The sequence below is a fragment of the Mesorhizobium sp. WSM4817 genome (genome assembly GCF_055811135.1).
Genome location: NZ_JBVVQQ010000019.1, coordinates 1 through 17,191, shown reverse-complemented (window position 1 = coordinate 17,191; position 17,191 = coordinate 1). Strand labels below are relative to the sequence as shown.

Below are 17,191 nucleotides of genomic sequence, written 5' to 3'. Positions count from 1 at the left end.
CGCTACTTCTTACCCTTGAGTTCGCTGCGCAGAGCCGCCAGCCGGTCGTCAATGCGGCGCTGGCGCCCAAATTCTTCGAGTTCGACAAGATCGTTGTCGCGCGGCTTGCCAGCGGGCAGGTCGGTCAGCCGCGCCACGCTGGAAAGCGCGGCCGCAATGCGATCCTCCGGTGCGGGTTTGCGGAACCCGCCGCCAGCGTTGCCTGCCGTGCCCGGGTTCTGCGCCTCGCGGGCGCGACGCGCTATCTTCACCCGCTCCTCGGAATCGCGGCGGGCCGCACTTGCGGCGCTCAGCGCGCCTCGCGCTTCGTCAATGCGCACATCAACATCTTGGATCAGCTTGTCGATAGAGGCGGCCTGCGCGTCGATGTCGTCCTGACGGCCAATACCGGCCCGTGCGAGGTCTTCGCGGCCCTCTTGCAGGGCGACACGGATATTCTGGTCCAGCCCCTCGCGTTCCTCGGTCAGGTCGTCCTTCTGCAGGGCGTAGCGCTTGCGCTCGGCGATAAGCGCTGCGAGGTTGGATTTCAACTCGTCGGCGGCCTTGTCGATCTCGCGGATCGCTTGTTCGGCCACCGCCTCGGGAGCCTTCTTCTCAAGGCCGTCGATCACGGTTGCGACCAGGCCGGCGGCGAGGCGCGAAACGCGCCCGGAAATGGATTCGGTCTGCATGGCTTCGATCTCCCTGTGTTGCATGTCCGCCGACAGCGGAACGGTGAGCAGATAGGCCCCGTTATCCCGTACGAGATGGGAAAGTTGCGCCTTCTCCTGGCTATCGGAGTAGCCGGTGGCCAGGAATCCCGCGATCACACGCCCCTCAACGGTAGAAATCGAAACCTTGTCGACGCCCTTGAAGGACATGAGCTTGTCGTCAAGCGGCAGCCGGTCGGGCGACCAGGCGCCGGAGGCGTATTCGCGAATGCCATTGGTCACCAGTCGCGCCGGCAGGCCCGTCTCGGCGCGGATCGCTTCATAGGCGAGCTTCTGGAGTTCAAACGTGTTGGTGCGTTGGTTAGAGGCGGTGCGATCCAGGATGTCGTGCATGACGGCATAAGCCGCGAAAGTCATGTCTATGGCGCGTTCGCCAGCGCGGCTCAGGATCAGCTTGTATTGCGCGGTCTTCATATGATTCTCCCCTCAATCACCTAACAAGTGATTGAGGGGATTTCAAGTGACAATCACCAAAAACGTGATTTAGTGATAGGAGGGTTACCACGTGTGTTGTTTGGTAACCGCAGGTGTTGGCCAGTAGACAACGTTTGGCGCTGCGCGCTCCCTGAGGTATTCGGCCCGGTCGGCTGATTCCACCCAAGCAGTTGCACAACGTATAGTTGCAATCGTCAGATTTTCCCCACTGCTTACTCAGCCGCCACGAGCCTTGGCGCCGATGAGACCCGGCCGGCCCGATCGTCCTCGGTAGCTTCCCACCAGTCGCCCAGGGCGTCGATGAGCGGCACAAGCTTGAGACCCGCTGCCGTGAGATCATAGTCGACGCGTAGCGGATAGCCGGCATGCGCCGTTCGCCGCACGATCCCGGCTTCCTCCAGCTTGCGCAGTTCCAGCGCCAGAATGCGGTGCGACACGGTCGGGTTGTCACGCCTCAGGTCGCTGAAGCGCTTGGTCCCGTCCTTCAGATAGTAGAGCAGCAAGGTCGGCCAGCGACCGCTGAGCACACGCATGGCCTCTTCGATCGGGCAGCTTGAGACGACATCTTTCATGGCGGATCCTGGTTACAAAATAGTGCGTAATTTACATGGGGCGACCAGCGTTTAGGGTCAAGCTTCGCTGCGCAGCGTGATCCCTGAACATGGAAGAGACAAAGAAATGGAACCTATCCTCCTTTACGGCGTCCCGGCGGGAAGTTCGATGGGGCTCGTCGCTGCTTTTGAACGCCTCGGACAGCCCTACCGCCTGTGCCGCGTCGACATGCTCACCGAAATGAAGAACGACGCCTATGCCCGCATCAACGGCCGTCAGGAAACGCCGGTGATGATCACCGACGAAGGCAGAGTGCTCACCGAGACCATGGCGATTGCCGCTTGGCTCGAAGCCCGCGACACGCAACGTCGCATCAGCTTCGACCCGCGCTCGCCGGAAGCCGACCGGATGCATCAGCTGATGGCTTTCGTGAACACCGGTTTCACCGCCGCTTTCACCCCGCTCTGGGCTGCCTATGAAATGGAATCGGCCGAACCGGCCCTGCTGGCGACCTTGCGTGACTTCGGCCGCCAGGCCGTTGCCGAACGCCACGACCGGCTTGAGGCGATGATCGGCGACACCGACTTTCTGGTCGGCGACCGCCTGACGTTGGCCGATACCACGTTGATCGGCGTGGCACGTTGGGCGGAGTTCCACCAGGCGGTCGACGGCGCCGCCTATCCCAGGCTGGCAGCGCTGCGCCGTCGGATCGAAAGCAATCCGGACGTGCGGTACGCGCAGGCCATTGAGGACGGCGAAACGCCGGCGGGTTCGGGTGCCTGCCTTGGCCACGTTCCGCTGGCCGAGGTGATTGAACGATTTGGTGTCTAGCACACGCCAGCGGCGCGGCACGAACACGGCCTGTGCCGCGCCGCGCATGCTCAATCCCACCCGATTCGCGACAAGCACATCGAATTCGGCTATCATGCCATCGCTCTTGAAGTGGCAGCTACGGGCGGCCATCCTGGCGGTGGCCGCCCCCTGAATACGGGAGAATGGGTATGGCCAGCTTTCATGTCATGTCGGACGCGCGTGGGATGCACGTGCAGCCCAGGGTGCGCCGCATCACCACGGCGGACCTGATCGATGTGCTGCGGCTCGGCGTCGAGGATTTTTGGGCAAAGCCATCGCATTACGTCTTCCTGTGCCTGATCTATCCGGTGGTCGGATTGATCCTGGCGCAGTGGACGACATCCGGCGCCTACGCCATCCAGCTCCTTTACCCGCTGATTTCCGGCTTCGCCCTGCTTGGACCGTTCGCCGCGATCGGCCTCTACGAGATCAGCCGCCGCCGCGAGCTCGGCATGGACACGTCCTGGTGGCACGCCCTCGAGGTGCGCCACTCGCCGGCGCTGCCGGCGATCGCGGTCATCGGCATCATGCTGGTGGCACTGTTCCTGCTCTGGCTGTTCACCGCGCAATCGATCTACTCCAGCCTGTTCGGCGCTCAGCCGCCGGCCTCGATCGGTGGCTTTGTGCGCGAGGTGCTGACAACGCCCAAAGGCTGGACGCTGATCCTGCTCGGCAATGCGGCCGGCTTCGTCTTCGCCGCGATCGTGCTGGCGACGACCGTCGTCGCTTTCCCGCTGCTGCTCGACCGTGATGTCGGCGCGGTCTCGGCGATCGAGACCTCGGCACGGGCGGTGATGACAAACCCGCTGCAGATGGCGCTGTGGGGCCTGATGGTCGCCGTGCTGCTGGTCATCGGCTCGATCCCGCTGTTTGCCGGGCTCGCTGTCGTCATGCCTGTGCTTGGCCATGCGACGTGGCATCTCTATCGCAGGCTGGTCGAACCGGAGCGGGCGCAGCCGGACCGGCGGCCGATGTAGGCGGAAGCGGCATTAACAGCCGAAGAATGCAGCGGCCCAAACAACCTGTTCGGCCGCGATCCTTCCGCGCCCCCCTCTGGCCTGCCCCTTGCCACAACTTGGCATCTCCCCACGAGGGGGAGATCGGCAGCTTCTGCGCCTCGCCTCTTCTGCGGCGTTGGAGATTGGCGAAAGCCGTGCCGACATCCGATCTCCCCCCTTGTGGGGGAGATGTCCGGCAGGACAGAGGGGGCGCTGTTCCGCCAGCCTGTCATTTCCGGGCGCTTGCGCCCCCTTCAGCCGACCCCACCCCCTTCAGCCGACGATGCGCAGGTTCGACAATTCGTTGGCGATTTCCCTGAAATTGTCCGACAGCGTCGCCCCGGTCGCGTTCCAGAACAGCTTGGCCGGCTTGGTCGGATCGGTGGGATCCTTGCGGAAGCGCGAGTCCGAGGAGCAGGCCTTCAGCGCGTCGAGTGCTTTCTTGTCACCGGCATCGGTGGTCGACAGGTCGAGCGCAACGGTCATGACGAGAACGTTCGATTTCTTCGCGTTGCCGCAAAGGGTCTGCATCTGCTCGTCCAGCGCGGCGGTGTAGTTGGCGCCCGTGTAGGTCGTCTTGCCGATGTCGGTGCTTGTGTTCATGAACAGCCGCGTCACGCTTCCAGACCCCGGATATGTCAGGCCGGTGTAACCGTAAGCGGCATAGGTCGACCTGTTATTGGCGTAGCCGCTGTCGCTGACGGCGCTGTAGGTATTGGCGCCGTCGGTCAGCACGATGACCACTTTGTCGTTGCCTCTTTCAGTGTTCGGCCGGCCCGCAGTGAAAGGTTCGTTGCTCGACACCGTCCGCCAGCCCCAGGCAAGGCCTTCCGGCACATTGGTGTTGCCGTTCGGCGCCATGGCGTCGATGGCGTTGTCGATCTCCTCTTTCTGGGCAAGCTGAGTCACGTCTTTGAGCGGCGTGATCGGGTTGGTCGTGCAGGACGAAGTTGGGCCGTCGCCCCAGGGAGCCGACTTCGAGCCGTAAGGCTTGACCAGGAAATATTTGCGCATGTCCGACTGCCGCTGCGAAGCGGTTGGGCTGTCGGTGTAAGGCCAGTCGGCCCACCAGTTGTTGCCGTAACCATGGTTCAGATAGATCACGTCGTTAGCGCCGTCGCGGTTGAAATCGAGCCAGAGCGTGCCGGCCTCGTCGGGCGCAAACATCGGCACGAACAGCGTGGCAGGTGTGGCGGTATCAGGCGTCGTGTCGTCGTTGTTATACGGGTGCGGCCTCGCCTCCACGCAACCCTGCCAACTTGCATAGCGGCTGGTGGTGTAGATATATTCCGGGGTGGTCCAGTGGCCGCTGCTGCAGTTACCTTTCTTGTTATAGGTGTCGCAGATATACTGTTTCGTGTTAGGCACTTCTTCGCGGCCGGACTCGACGGTGATGTCGGCGTAGAGGCTGAAGCGGGTCAGTGGCTGATCCTCGGTGTCGCCCCAGCCGGTTGCCGCGTTTGTACCAGACGCCGTTGAGCTTCTCGGCGTATATGTCCGGATCGTTGGCGGCGGTCATCTTCGTCCAGTCGAAATCCTCATGCTGGATCGGGGAGATGCCATCCTGGTCCATCCAGCTGTCCTGGTCATGGGTGGGACCGACATTGACCGAAGCAGCGAACGGCACCAGGGAGAACTGCACCGGTTTGCTGACCTGCTTCATCTGCTGTGCCTGCAGCGCCAGCGTATCGACAAGCTGTTTGGCGGCAGTCTTCAGCAGGTCTATTCGCCTCGCGCCGGTGCCGGAACCGAGTTCGTTCATCGAGCCGGAATTGTCGAGCACCAGAGCGACTTCCAGCGTGTTCTTGAGACGGATTTCCGAGCAATCCGTGAAAGTTGTAGCGCCGCTGGTGGTCCCGCCGCCCAGCAGCATGGCGGCGGCCGGCAGAAAATAGGGGTGATAGGTAAGGGCGCTGCAGAGCTTCAACGTGCCGCCACCCGCATTGCTGTTGGGCAGGGTGACGGTAAGCGACGTGTTGGCCGGATCGACGGGGCCGAGATTGGTTTCGAAGAAAGTCTTGGCGTAGGCCCTGGCGGCGTCGTCGGTTGCGCCGGAGACGACCTGCTGAGCCGTGGCGAGGCCGGCGGCGTCCAAAGCGTTCAACGTGGCGTGCTTCTGGCGCAGCAGTTCCGAGTAATCGACGCTGAGCGCCACTCCGCCCATCAGTGGCACCATCGTGATGACCGTCATCAGCGTATAGTTGCCACGCCGGTCCCTACCGAATTTCGGATCATTGTCTTCAGCCCCTCGCCAAAACCCCTAGTCGGCGAAAGATGCCATCAATCCTTAAATTTCAGATTGCTGAAAAACATCCAAGATCGGCTTGCTTTTTCAAGGCTCGTTAACCACGCCGCCGATGCCGGCATTGCTGCGCGCGGCTGGACCGGCCGCCGAAGCCTTCAGAATGGGGAGTTCTCGGCAAGAGCGGCTTGCGCGCTTGCCTTCGTCAGTGCCAAGGCAATCCTGAAACCAGGGCAATCCTGAAAAATGTGAAAGCTGGTGACAGGGTCAAGTGCTTCGGTTAATGCGAACCTGCCGCGGTGGATCCTTGCCGCGGCGGACGTCGGCGGCGACGCTCGCAACCATCATGATTTGGGAAACGATATGGCGGACTCGCCCGATATCATCGGCTCGCTCGCGGATTTGTCGGGAGCCTATTGTGCCATCCTGTGCGACGTCTGGGGTGTGGTCCACAATGGCGAACGGCATTTTCCGGCCGCGGCTCTGGCGCTGGGCACCGCGCGCGAGGCGAAGATACCTGTCGTGCTGATCACCAATTCGCCGCGGCGCAGCGCCGATGTGGTGGCGCAGATGAATGCGATCGGCGTTCCCTCTGCGGCCTATGACCGCGTCGTCACCTCCGGTGACGTGACCCGCGACCTGATCATGGAGGGGCCGCGAAAGATCTTCCACATTGGCGCCGATCGCGATTTCACGCTCTATGACGGGCTTGATGTCGAGCTGGTCGAGGAGTTCGAGGCGTCCGGCGTGGTCTGCACCGGGCTGTTCGACGACGAGGTCGAGAAGCCGGAGGACTACGCCGATCTTCTGCGGCGGCTGCGCGCCAGGAACCTGCCCTTCATCTGCGCCAATCCCGATATCGTGGTCGAGCGCGGCGAGCGGATGATCTGGTGCGCCGGGGCCTTGGCCCGCGACTATGCCCAGCTCGGCGGGCGCACGCTGATCGCCGGAAAACCTTATGCCCCGGTCTATGACGTCGCGATGAAGGAGATCGCCGACCTGCTCGGCCGCCCGGTCGAGCGCTCGGACGTGCTGGCTATCGGCGACGGCATGATGACCGACATCAAGGGCGCTGCCGACAATGGCTTCGACGTGCTCTACGTGTCGGGCGGCATCCATGCCCGCGACTACGGCGATCCGCTACAACCGCATCCGGCCAGGCTGATCGCCTTTCTGGAAAGGCATGGCTACCGGCCGGTCGCGGTCATTCCGAGACTGCAGTAGGCTCGCTCGATGACGGAAGCCTCGAAATGACGCAAGCCCCGAAATGACGGAAGCCTTCGAACGCGTTTCTGCCATCTCGCCGCTGCCTGCCCATTTGCGGGGTGGCGTGGTGGCGATCGGCAATTTCGACGGTGTGCACCGCGGCCACCAGGCCGTGCTGGAACGCGCGCTGGCCGAGGCCCGCCGGCGCGGCGCGCCGGCGCTGGTGCTGACCTTCGAGCCGCATCCGAGAAAGGTGTTCCGGCCCGAGATTCCGCTGTTCGTGCTGACACCGCCGCCGATGAAGGCACGGCTGCTGTCGCATCTGGGCTTTGCCGCACTCGTCGAGCAGCCGTTCACGCGCGCCTTCGCCGCACTGTCGGCGGAAGCGTTCGTGACCGACGTGCTCGACAGCAATCTCGGCATCATTCACGCCGTGACCGGCTTCGACTTCCACTTCGGCAAGGACAGGCAAGGCGGCCCGGCCTATCTGATGGCGGCCGGCGAACGCCACGGCTTCGGCGTCACCCTGGTTGACGCCTTTCGCGACGAAGGCGCCGAAGTGGTGTCGTCGAGCCGAATCCGCGCGCTGCTGTGCGAAGGCGCGGTGGGCGAGGCCGCCGGCCTGCTCGGCTACCGCTTCACGGTCGAGAGCGAGGTGATCGGCGGCCAGCAGCTTGGCCGGACGCTCGGCTTTCCAACCGCCAATATGAGGCTTTCGCCGGAAGCCACTCTGAAGGAAGGGATTTATGCCGTCCGCTTCCGCTGCGCCGACGGTACGCTTCATGATGGCGTCGCCAGCTTCGGCCGCCGCCCGACCGTCGACGACAACGGCGCGCCGCTTCTGGAAACCTTCGTCTTCGACTTCTCCGGCGATCTCTACGGCGAGCTATGCGCGGTGTCCTTCTTCGGTTTCCTGCGCGCCGAGGTGAAGTTCGACGGGCTCGACGCGCTGGTCGCGCAGATGAAACGCGACGAGGCCGAGGCGAGGGCGCTGCTTGCCGGCGTCAGCCCGCTGTCCGAGCTCGACACGGCCATTGCTTTTTGAGCGAATTCGCCAGGCCGATCGCAGCGTCGCCTGACATTTGTCGTCACTTGGCATCTTGCCAATTTGGCGGGTATCGCCGAGGGTCATGCCCGTCCAGCGAGCAGCTTGCGCTGGATGCACGCCAAAAAAGTGAGTCAGCGTGTCTAGTTTAAATCAAAGTTTACTGAACCGGCGCCATGGCTCTTTGCAGGCAGGTTGTTCCCGCCGGTGTTTCGTGCGTATGGAGTGACGATGCGTTCTATCAAGGTATATCAGGTGGTCTTGGCCACCTTCCTGCTGGGCGCGCCCGGTGCCGCCGAAGCCGCCGATGGCGCCTTGGGCTGGCTATCCGGCGACTGGTATCTGACAGTCGGCGCCACCGGCCTGGTCGCCCCCGATTTCGAAGGCAGCAAGAACTATATACTCAGCGCCCAGCCGATCATCTCGCTCGGCAAGGCCGGTCCTGCGGCCCGCTTCACCTCGCGCAACGACAACATCTCGCTGGGGTTGATCGACGAAGGCGGCTTCCGCGCCGGCCTGGCCGGAAAAATCCTGTTTTCGCGCGATGGCGACGACGCCGACGAACTGAGAGGCCTCGACCCGGTGCGCTGGGGCGGCGAGGCCGGCGGCTTCTTCGAATTCTATCCTTTGGACTGGTTGCGCGCCCGCGCCGAATTGCGGCACGGCATTCGCGCCCATAACGGCTTCGTCGCCGACATCGCCGCCGACGCATTCCACGATGTGACGCCGGAGGTCAGGATTTCGGGCGGGCCGCGCGTTTCGTTCGCCACGTCGGACTATTTCGACGCCTATTACGGCGTCGACGCCGAGGAAGCCGTGGCGTCGGGCCTCAGCCGGTACCGACCGGACGGTGGCGTGAAGTCGGCGGGCCTCGGCGGCGCGGTGACCTGGAAAGTGACCGAGCCGATGACGGCCAGCCTGTTCGCCGAATATTCGCGGCTGATGGGCCCGGCGGCCGATTCCAGCCTGGTCAAGGAGCGCGGCTCAAGGGATCAGTTCACGATCGGCGTCTCGACGACCTATCGCTTCGATTTCTCGATGTGATGTCGCAGGTTGTGTATTGCGCGCAGCCGCATGGCTCAGGCGACTATGCCGTAGGCGATGCGGTTGAGTTCGTCTTCCACAAGCGTGGCACCTGCTTCCGATTGCAGGAGATCGATGGGCACTTGGGTGAGCACCCGACTTGGCTTGCGCAGCCACCGCTGCGCCTTTTCATGGTTGCCGAAAACGCGATCCGCCATCGCTGAAATGCGTTCAAGTCGCAGAGCGCGGCCGGACTCGGCAATCGTACAGGGTCACATTTCGTTCCTTCCGGTGCGCTAAACTGTGAAATACAACCGTAGATGTTGGTCTTCCAATACCATCTGCCGACAAACATAGGCGCAATTGGTAAACGCTCCTAGGGTAAGCATCAGAGTTCGGGCTTTTCAATGGGGCCGGCCTCGTCTAAAAGCCCGGTCATGACGCAGTTTCCTCGCGCGCTCGCGATTGCGATGCGAATTACAAGCCCGGTGTTCCGGGCGGCCTGAGCGCCGCCGGAGCCGCCGGGAATTTTGCGCGCGGCCTCTCGCGCTTTTTCCAGATCATGATAGTTCAACGCCCGGGCTCTTTTGCCGGGCAATGCATATGGCAGACCAATGACCGATACGCCGATGACCGACACTGTTGAAACGATCGACTATTCCAAGACGCTTTATCTGCCGCAGACGGATTTTCCGATGCGCGCCGGCTTGCCCGAGAAGGAGCCGCTGCTGGTCAAGCGCTGGCAGGACATGGAGCTTTACCGCAAGCTGCGCGAAAACGCCGCCGGCCGCGAAAAATACGTGCTGCACGACGGCCCGCCCTACGCCAACGGCAGCATCCATATCGGACATGCGCTGAACAAGATCCTCAAGGACGTCATCACCCGCTCGTTCCAGATGCGCGGCTACGACTCGAACTACGTGCCCGGCTGGGATTGCCACGGCCTGCCGATCGAATGGAAGATCGAGGAGCAATACCGCGCCAAGGGCAAGAACAAGGACGAGGTGCCGGTCAACGAGTTCCGCAAGGAATGCCGCGAGTTCGCCGCACACTGGATCAAGGTGCAGGGCGGCGAGTTCCAGAGGCTCGGCGTCGTCGGCGACTTCGACAATCCCTATACGACGATGGCGTTCCATGCCGAGGCGCGCATCGCCGGCGAGCTGTTGAAATTCGCCATGTCGGGCCAACTGTATCGCGGCTCGAAGCCGGTGATGTGGAGCGTTGTCGAGCGCACCGCGCTGGCCGAGGCCGAGGTCGAGTACCAGGACTACGAGAGCGATACGATCTGGGCGAAGTTTCCGGTCGTCAGCCTCGCTCGTCAGGTCACCAATGTCGAAGATGGGCAGCCAGCCTTGGATCCGAGGCTGACGCAGACGTCACTGGACTTGCTGGAGGCCGATGTCGTTATCTGGACGACCACGCCATGGACCATCCCCGGCAACCGTGCCGTCAACTATTCGCCACGCATCAACTATGGCCTCTACGAGGTCACTGCGGCCGAGAATGCTTTCGGCCCGCAGCCTGGCGAAAGGCTGATCTTTGCCGAAGCGCTGGCGGAAGAGGCTGCGACCAAAGCCAAGGTGACGATGGACCGCCTCCGTAGCATTTCGGCCGAAGAGCTTGGAAGCCTTACGCTTTCTCATCCCTTCAAAGGTTTGAATGGCGGCTATGAATTCCACGTCCCAATGCTCGCCGGCGAGCATGTCACCGACGAAGCCGGTACCGGTTTCGTCCACACGGCGCCGGGCCATGGCCGCGAGGATTTTGACGCCTGGATGGATGCAGCTTCGGACCTTCGCCAGCGCGGCATCGACACAGCGATCCCGTTCACCGTCGACGATGCCGGCTTCTTCACCAAGGATGCGCCAGGCTTTGGCGCGGACCGCGAGGGCGGTGCGGCGCGCGTCATCGACGACAACGGCAAGAAGGGCAATGCCAACCAGGCGGTCATCGACGAGTTGATCAAGCGCAACGCGCTGTTCGCGCGCGGGCGGCTGAAGCATTCCTATCCGCATTCGTGGCGGTCGAAGAAGCCGATCATCTTCCGCAACACGCCGCAATGGTTCGTCTTTATGGACAAGGAGCTCGGCGACGGCACGACGCTGCGCAGCCGTGCCCTGAAGGCGATCGACGACACCCGCTTCGTGCCGGCCGCCGGCCAGAACCGCATCCGCGCCATGATCGAGGAGCGCCCCGATTGGGTGCTGTCGCGCCAGCGCGCATGGGGCGTGCCGATCGCCGTCTTCGCCGATGCCGACGGCAACGTCCTGAACGACGAGGCGGTCAACCAGCGCATCATCGACGCCTTCGAAAAGGAAGGCGCGGACGCCTGGTTTGCGGCCGGCGCCAAGGAGCGTTTCCTCGGCAATCACGATGCCTCGAAATGGCAGCAGGTGATGGACATCCTCGACGTCTGGTTCGATTCCGGCTCGACCCATGTCTTCACCCTGGAGGATCGTCCGGATCTGAAATGGCCGGCCGACGTCTATCTCGAAGGTTCCGACCAGCATCGCGGCTGGTTCCACTCCTCGCTGCTCGAAAGCTGCGGCACCAGGGGCAGGGCGCCTTACGACACCGTCGTCACCCATGGGTTCACCATGGACGAGGAGGGGCGGAAAATGTCGAAGTCGCTCGGCAATACCGTCGTGCCGCAAGACGTCATCAAACAGTCGGGCGCCGATATCCTGCGGCTATGGGTGGTGACCACAGACTACTGGGAAGACCAGCGGCTCGGCAAGAACGTGCTGCAGACCAACATCGACGCCTACCGCAAGCTGCGCAACACCATCCGCTGGATGCTGGGCACGCTTGCCCATGACGATGGCGAGGACGTGCCGCTGGACAAGATGCCGGAGCTGGAGCGGCTGATGCTGCACCGGCTTTCCGAACTCGATGAAGTCGTGCGCGCGGGCTACGACGCCTTCGAGCTCAAGCGCATCACCCGCACGCTGCTCGACTTCATGGTGGTCGAGCTGTCGGCCTTCTATTTCGACATCCGCAAGGACGCGCTCTACTGCGAGGCGCCGTCCAGCGTGAAGCGCAAGGCGTCCGTGCAGGTGGTGCGCCATCTGTTCGACTGCCTGGTGAAATGGCTGGCGCCGATGCTGCCCTTCACCATGGAGGAGGCCTGGCTCGACCGTCATCCGGACGCCGTCTCGGTGCATCTCGACCAGTTTCCGCCAATCCCGGCCGACTGGAAGAACGAGGCGCTGGCGGAAAAATGGCGCAAGGTGCGGCAGGTTCGCCGCGTCATCACCGGCGCGCTGGAGATTGCGCGCGCCCAGAAGGTCATCGGCTCGTCGCTGGAAGCGGTGCCGGTCGTCACGCTCGATGATGCGGCGCTCGAAGCGGCGATATCAGATGTCGACATGGCCGAAATGGCGATCACCAGCGATCTGGTCATTGCGCATGGCAACGCGCCTTCTGGCGCCTTCACGCTGGACGACGTCAAGGGCGTCGCCGTGGTGGTCGAGAAGGCCGAGGACCGGGGTCTGCTCAAATGCGCGCGCTCATGGCGCTACACGGCCGATGTCGGGCAGGACAAGGAATTCCCCGACGTTTCGGCGCGGGACGCAGCGGTGCTGCATGAATTGAAGGCGCTTGGTCGACTTTAATGCATGTCGCCCAAAAGTGTGTAGCGGTTTTGGGACAACGACATGCACGGCCAGCATGCATGTCGCCCAAAAGTTGCGTAGCGTTTTGGGACAACGACATGCACGGCCAGGTCGCCATATCGGTGCACAAATGCCACGGCAGGCGACTGATCGGCCCCCGCTCGTTGCCCTTAACGAGTGGTTGAGGTAAACACGCGAAACTCCGGACGACAAATTGTCGCCGGATTTCCGTCGGAAGAGCATAGACGATGGGGACCGGACCTTTGGCCGGTGGCGATCGAGAGGCTGTCTAGAGTGGGACTTTTTGGCATGACCGAAAGAACTTGCGCGCGCGTTGCGCTGCTGGCGCCGCTTGTCGTATCCGGCTTGGCCCTGTCCGGCTGCATGGGCTCGCCGACCTACGGGACCGACAAGACCGCCTCCGCCCAGCTTGCCGGCGATCTCACCAGCGCTTTTTCAGTCATGCCGAAGAACAAGCAACGGATCGACTACAAGCCGCGCCCCGAACTGGTGAAGCCGGCGCCGGGACAGAAGCAACTGCCGCCGCCGCAGGACAGCGCCACGGCAAGCGCCGATTGGCCGGAATCGCCCGAGCAGCGCCGCGCTCGCCTGCGCGCCGAGGCCACGCTCAATCAGGACGATCCGTCCTACCAGGCGCAGATCGTCGATGACATCCAGACGGATCCGGTCGCGATCAAGTCTGCGATGGCGCAGTCGGCTTCCAGTCATCCGCCGGCCTGGACGCCAGCGGATTCGGACAAGGGCCGCGCCGCCGAGGTCAAGCGCCGCCTCGCCGAACAAAAGCAGGGTGACCCCAACACCCGCAAATATCTGAGCGAGCCGCCGGTGCAATATCGCGCCGCTGCCGCCACCGCGCCGGTCGACGACCTCGGCGAGGACGAATACAAGAAAGCACGCCGCCTCAAGCGGGAAGCGGCCGCCAAGAACAAGAGCGGCGGCATGTTCGATTGGCTGCCTTGGTAGGTTGCAGGTGCTACGGTTCGCGTCGCTCCCTGAAAAAATCCTTCAGAAGCAGCGCCGCTTCGCGCTCGGCCATGCCTGCATAAATGTCTGGCGCGTGGTGGCAGGTCGGTGAGGCGAAGAAGCGCACGCCGTTGACCACAGCGCCGCCCTTCTCGTCGGCGGCGCCGAAATAAAGCCGGCGCAGCCTGGCGAAGGAAATGGCGCCGGCGCACATGGCGCAGGGCTCCAGCGTCACATAGAGATCGTAGCCGGTGAGACGCTCGCTCGACAGCTTGCGGCAGGCCTCGCGGATCGCCAGCATCTCGGCATGGGCCGTAGGATCTGCAAGCTCGCGAGTGCGGTTGCCGGCACTGGCAACGATGGTATCGCCGCTAGCGATGACCGCGCCGACCGGCACTTCGCCGCGCATGGCGGCGGCTTCAGCCTCGTTCAGCGCCAGTGCCATGAAATCCGGCCGCTTCAAGCGGTTTCCATCCCTTATTATCTCCTCGCTACTCCGGCGTGATCCTGTTATCTAGCGCATGACCCTGAAAACCGGAATCGGTTTTCGGAAGGGACCATGCATCAAATCAAAGTCCTACAGCGTCCTTTGCGCGTCCGTACGGACGCGCGGCGCTGTAGTGTAAACGAGCAAAGACCACATGGACGACAAAAACAAGAAATTCCCGCGCCAAAAGGGTCCGGGCAAGACGGGCCCGAAACCGTCGGGCCCGCGTGGTCGTGATGCCGCTGCCGGCAAAGGCGGCAAGCCATCCTTCGGCGCGAAAAAACCTTACGCGCCGCGCGGTGACCGCCCAATGGCGGCTGACGGCGAGCGGCCGAAGCGCGACTTCAAGAGTGGCGATAGGCCGTTCAGCAAAGGACCACGGCCCGACGGCAAGCCCTATGAAAAGCGCGAGGGGCCGCGCAAGCCATACGCCCCGCGCGGCGACCGCCCGATGGCGGCTGACGGCGAGCGGCCGAAGCGTGACTTCAAAAGCGGCGACCGGCCGATCAGCAAGGGGCCGCGCCCTGACGGCAAGCCCTACGAGAAGCGTGAGGGGCCGCGCAAGCCATACGCCCCGCGTGGCGACCGGCCGATGGCGGCTCTCGGCGAGCGGCCGAAGCGCGACTTCAAGAGTGGCGAGCGGCCGTTCAGCAAGGGGCCGCGCCCTGAAGGCAAGCCCTATGAAAAGCGCGAGGGGCCTCGAAAACCCTATGCGCCGCGCGGCGACCGGCCGGCGGCTGCCGAAGGCGAGCGCAGCGAAAGGCGCTTCGACCGTCCCAAGGGAGACTTCAGCGATCGCCCAAAACGCGACTTCGGCGATCGGCCCAAGCGCGATTTTGCCGGTGATCGGCCCCAAGGGGCATCGGGCGGCTTAAAGCCGCGCCCGCGTCCCGCCGAAGCGACGGAAGAGGCTGGTGAGCGCATTGCCAAGCGGCTGGCCCGCGCCGGTCTTGCCTCGCGTCGCGATGCCGAGGAACTGATCGCGGCCGGCCGCGTCAAGGTTAATGGAAGGGTGCTGTCCTCGCCGGCCTTCAATGTGATGCCTGGCGACATCATCCATCTCGACGGCATGGAGATCCCGCCGATCGAGCGCACCCGGCTGTTCCTGTTCCACAAGCCGGCCGGCGTCGTTACCACCAATCGTGATCCCGAGGGCCGCAAGACCGTCTTCGACGTGCTGCCGGCCGACCTGCCGCGGCTGATGACCATCGGCCGGCTCGACATCAACACCGAAGGCCTGCTGCTGCTCACCAATGACGGCGGGCTGGCGCGCGTGCTCGAACTGCCGGCGACCGGCTGGCTCAGGCGCTACCGCGTGCGCGTCCACGGCAAGGTCGAGGAAAGTGCGCTCGCCGGCTTGCGCGAAGGCATCGCCGTCGACGGCGTCTTCTATGGCGCCATCGAGGCGACGCTCGACCGTGAGCAAGGCACTAACGCCTGGCTGACGCTTGGCCTGCGCGAAGGCAAGAACCGCGAGGTCAGGAACATACTGGGCTCGCTTGGTCTCGACGTAACGCGACTGATCCGCATTTCCTACGGACCGTTCCAGCTCGACGACCTGCCCGAGGGCCATGTGCTGGAGATCAAGGGCCGGGTGCTGCGCGACCAGCTCGGCGAACGCCTGGTCGAGGAGTCCGGCGCCAATTTCGACGCTGACATCACCAAGCCGTTTTCCAACAGGCCGGTGCGGCGCGAAGCGGTGCGGGAAGAGGAACCTGAGCGGCCGAAATTCACCCGCGATGGCGAACGCCGTCCGATCGGCGAAGGCGGATTGATCAAGAACCGCAAGCGCCGCGAAGGCAGCCGCGACGAGGCGTTGGGCAAGCTGTCGACAAGTCCCGGCAGAAGCTTCGGGCCGGAAAAGAGCTTTGCTGAGCGTGGCCCCAAATCTGAACGCAGCGGACCCGAACGCGGCGGCTTTGCCGATCGCGGCCCCAAATCTGAACGTAGCGGGCCGGGCGGCTTCGGCGGCAAACCGGGCGGCGGGAAAAAGTCCGAACGCGAGCAGCGCCCGATCGAGCCGCCGGGCCAGCGCAAGGCCAATGTCTGGATGGCGCCCGGCGCGCGGCCGATCGGCAAGGGCAGGGCGGACGCCGATGCCGCCAGGGCGGCCGAAGCCAAGGAACGCAAGGCCTCGTTCAAGCCGTCTTATGGCAAGCCCGCCAAGCCCGGAGGCGCAAAGCCGTTCGGCAAGCCGCGTGGCGAACGCCCAAATGATGGCGGCAAAGGCGGCGACCGGCCGCGCAGCGGCCCCAAGGGATCCAGGGGAGGCAATGCGGATCGTCGGCGGTGAGTTTCGCGGGCGTCCGCTGGCGACGCCCCGCTCAAGCGCCATCCGCCCGACCACCGACCGCACCCGCGAGGCTGTCTTCAACGTGCTGGCGCATCGTTTCCCCGATAGGCTGGTCGGCGCGCGGGTGCTCGACCTGTTCGCCGGCACCGGCGCGTTCGGCCTCGAGGCGCTGTCGCGCGGCGCATCTTATGGCGTCTTCATCGAAGAATCGGCGGAAGGGCGCGGTCTGATCCGCACCAATGTCGAGGCCTTCAGCCTCACCGGGCGTACCAAGATATTCCGTCGCGACGCTACGGCTCTGGGCGAGGCGGGCACGATGGCCGCGTTCGGCCTGGTGTTCGCCGACCCGCCCTATGGCAAGGGCCTGGGTGAGCGTGCCTTGCGCTCGGCCAAGGCCGGCGGCTGGCTCGTCCCCGGCGCGCTCTGCGTGGTCGAGGAGGCGGCTGCGGCGCCGTTCGAGGCAGGGCCGGGCTTTTCGGTTATGGACGAGCGCAGCTATGGCGAAACCGTTATCCGCTTTATCGAGGTTGGATGAGTCGCGTCTTCCCTTCTCCCCTTGTGGGAGAAGGTGGCCGAGCTCTGCTCGTTCGGATGAGGGGTGTTGGAAGGATCTCTACCTTGAAGAGGCAAGTGCTTAAAATCGCTAGATATTTTTATGCCGCACTCCGTCCAGCACCCCTTGTGTCTCTAGAATCATGCATGATCGGGCTGGCGGGTGACCCGGGTCATGACCGGATCACCCGCTGCGGC

14 protein-coding genes and 1 pseudogene are annotated in these 17,191 nt (G+C 63.8%); 9 read left to right on the top strand and 6 right to left on the bottom strand.

Annotated features, from left to right (window positions below; genetic code table 11):
* Positions 1–2 precede the first annotated feature (2 nt).
* A complete protein-coding gene (locus tag AC0L2K_RS23480; protein ID WP_473532440.1) occupies positions 3–1,124 on the bottom strand; it encodes a PspA/IM30 family protein in 1,122 nt (373 codons plus the stop codon).
* Positions 1,125–1,357: 233 nt separating this feature from the next.
* Complete coding sequence (locus tag AC0L2K_RS23475) at positions 1,358–1,717, bottom strand: winged helix-turn-helix transcriptional regulator (RefSeq protein WP_473532439.1); 360 nt, start codon at positions 1,715–1,717, stop codon at positions 1,358–1,360.
* 106 nt (positions 1,718–1,823) lie between these two features.
* Here AC0L2K_RS23475 and AC0L2K_RS23470 point away from each other — a divergent pair, with 106 nt between their 5' ends.
* Complete coding sequence (locus AC0L2K_RS23470; protein ID WP_023802258.1) at positions 1,824–2,528, top strand: glutathione S-transferase family protein; 705 nt, start codon at positions 1,824–1,826, stop codon at positions 2,526–2,528.
* Between the two features lie 170 nt (positions 2,529–2,698).
* A complete protein-coding gene (locus AC0L2K_RS23465) occupies positions 2,699–3,526 on the top strand; it encodes a DUF2189 domain-containing protein (RefSeq protein ID WP_419696669.1) in 828 nt (275 codons plus the stop codon).
* 294 nt (positions 3,527–3,820) lie between these two features.
* On the opposite strand, the pseudogene AC0L2K_RS23460 reads toward AC0L2K_RS23465, so the two are convergent.
* Positions 3,821–5,738 (bottom strand): annotated as a pseudogene (locus tag AC0L2K_RS23460) (Tad domain-containing protein).
* A 414-nt stretch (positions 5,739–6,152) separates the two neighbouring features.
* Between AC0L2K_RS23460 and AC0L2K_RS23455 the strand changes: the two are divergent.
* The 3 genes from AC0L2K_RS23455 to AC0L2K_RS23445 all read left to right on the top strand — a co-directional run bounded on the left by AC0L2K_RS23455 (position 6,153) and on the right by AC0L2K_RS23445 (position 9,084).
* Positions 6,153–7,013 carry a TIGR01459 family HAD-type hydrolase gene (locus AC0L2K_RS23455; RefSeq protein WP_473532438.1) on the top strand — a complete coding sequence of 287 codons (861 nt, stop codon included), beginning with the start codon at positions 6,153–6,155 and terminating at the stop codon, positions 7,011–7,013.
* Positions 7,014–7,056: 43 nt separating this feature from the next.
* The gene (locus AC0L2K_RS23450) at positions 7,057–8,040 is read left to right on the top strand and encodes a bifunctional riboflavin kinase/FAD synthetase (protein WP_473532437.1); all 984 of its coding nucleotides are present in this window, start codon (positions 7,057–7,059) and stop codon (positions 8,038–8,040) included.
* 231 nt (positions 8,041–8,271) lie between these two features.
* Positions 8,272–9,084, top strand: a complete 813-nt coding sequence (locus AC0L2K_RS23445; RefSeq protein WP_128169763.1) for a MipA/OmpV family protein — start codon at positions 8,272–8,274, stop codon at positions 9,082–9,084.
* A gap of 35 nt (positions 9,085–9,119) precedes the next feature.
* On the opposite strand, the gene AC0L2K_RS23440 is transcribed toward AC0L2K_RS23445, so the two are convergent.
* The gene (locus AC0L2K_RS23440) at positions 9,120–9,281 is read right to left on the bottom strand and encodes an MbcA/ParS/Xre antitoxin family protein (protein ID WP_287235406.1); all 162 of its coding nucleotides are present in this window, start codon (positions 9,279–9,281) and stop codon (positions 9,120–9,122) included.
* A 170-nt stretch (positions 9,282–9,451) separates the two neighbouring features.
* Positions 9,452–9,637, bottom strand: a complete 186-nt coding sequence (locus AC0L2K_RS23435; protein ID WP_023802265.1) for a hypothetical protein — start codon at positions 9,635–9,637, stop codon at positions 9,452–9,454.
* A 55-nt stretch (positions 9,638–9,692) separates the two neighbouring features.
* Between AC0L2K_RS23435 and ileS the strand changes: the two genes are divergently transcribed.
* Positions 9,693–12,677: an isoleucine--tRNA ligase gene (gene ileS / locus AC0L2K_RS23430; RefSeq protein WP_473532436.1), complete on the top strand. Its 2,985-nt coding sequence runs from the start codon at positions 9,693–9,695 to the stop codon at positions 12,675–12,677.
* Positions 12,678–12,986: 309 nt separating this feature from the next.
* The gene (locus tag AC0L2K_RS23425) at positions 12,987–13,661 is read left to right on the top strand and encodes a hypothetical protein (protein ID WP_128248352.1); all 675 of its coding nucleotides are present in this window, start codon (positions 12,987–12,989) and stop codon (positions 13,659–13,661) included.
* Positions 13,662–13,671: 10 nt separating this feature from the next.
* Here AC0L2K_RS23425 and AC0L2K_RS23420 read toward each other — a convergent pair whose 3' ends face one another.
* A complete protein-coding gene (locus AC0L2K_RS23420; protein WP_128248353.1) occupies positions 13,672–14,124 on the bottom strand; it encodes a nucleoside deaminase in 453 nt (150 codons plus the stop codon).
* Between the two features lie 178 nt (positions 14,125–14,302).
* On the opposite strand from AC0L2K_RS23420, the gene AC0L2K_RS23415 reads away from it, so the two are divergent.
* Together AC0L2K_RS23415 and rsmD are read left to right on the top strand one after the other, a co-directional pair.
* On the top strand, positions 14,303–16,441 hold the full coding sequence (locus tag AC0L2K_RS23415; protein WP_473532435.1) for a pseudouridine synthase: 2,139 nt from the start codon (positions 14,303–14,305) through the stop codon (positions 16,439–16,441).
* Entirely contained in the window at positions 16,422–16,976 is a 555-nt protein-coding gene (rsmD, locus tag AC0L2K_RS23410; protein ID WP_287285822.1) for a 16S rRNA (guanine(966)-N(2))-methyltransferase RsmD, read from the top strand. The genes AC0L2K_RS23415 and rsmD overlap by 20 nt, the downstream gene beginning before the upstream one ends.
* The last annotated feature ends 215 nt before the right edge of the window (positions 16,977–17,191 follow it).

Excerpts from the sequence above, each read along its gene's own strand:
- AC0L2K_RS23465 (WP_419696669.1), top strand. The coding sequence starts at position 2,699 with ATGGCCAGCTTTCATGTCATGTCGGACGCGCGTGGGATGCACGTGCAG.
- rsmD (WP_287285822.1), top strand. The coding sequence starts at position 16,422 with ATGCGGATCGTCGGCGGTGAGTTTCGCGGGCGTCCGCTGGCGACGCCC.
- AC0L2K_RS23455 (WP_473532438.1), top strand. The coding sequence starts at position 6,153 with ATGGCGGACTCGCCCGATATCATCGGCTCGCTCGCGGATTTGTCGGGA.
- ileS (WP_473532436.1), top strand. The coding sequence starts at position 9,693 with ATGACCGACACTGTTGAAACGATCGACTATTCCAAGACGCTTTATCTG.
- AC0L2K_RS23480 (WP_473532440.1), bottom strand. The coding sequence starts at position 1,124 with ATGAAGACCGCGCAATACAAGCTGATCCTGAGCCGCGCTGGCGAACGC.
- AC0L2K_RS23475 (WP_473532439.1), bottom strand. The coding sequence starts at position 1,717 with ATGAAAGATGTCGTCTCAAGCTGCCCGATCGAAGAGGCCATGCGTGTG.
- AC0L2K_RS23440 (WP_287235406.1), bottom strand. The coding sequence starts at position 9,281 with ATGGCGGATCGCGTTTTCGGCAACCATGAAAAGGCGCAGCGGTGGCTG.
- AC0L2K_RS23425 (WP_128248352.1), top strand. The coding sequence starts at position 12,987 with ATGACCGAAAGAACTTGCGCGCGCGTTGCGCTGCTGGCGCCGCTTGTC.
- AC0L2K_RS23470 (WP_023802258.1), top strand. The coding sequence starts at position 1,824 with ATGGAACCTATCCTCCTTTACGGCGTCCCGGCGGGAAGTTCGATGGGG.
- AC0L2K_RS23450 (WP_473532437.1), top strand. The coding sequence starts at position 7,057 with ATGACGGAAGCCTTCGAACGCGTTTCTGCCATCTCGCCGCTGCCTGCC.
- AC0L2K_RS23415 (WP_473532435.1), top strand. The coding sequence starts at position 14,303 with ATGGACGACAAAAACAAGAAATTCCCGCGCCAAAAGGGTCCGGGCAAG.
- AC0L2K_RS23445 (WP_128169763.1), top strand. The coding sequence starts at position 8,272 with ATGCGTTCTATCAAGGTATATCAGGTGGTCTTGGCCACCTTCCTGCTG.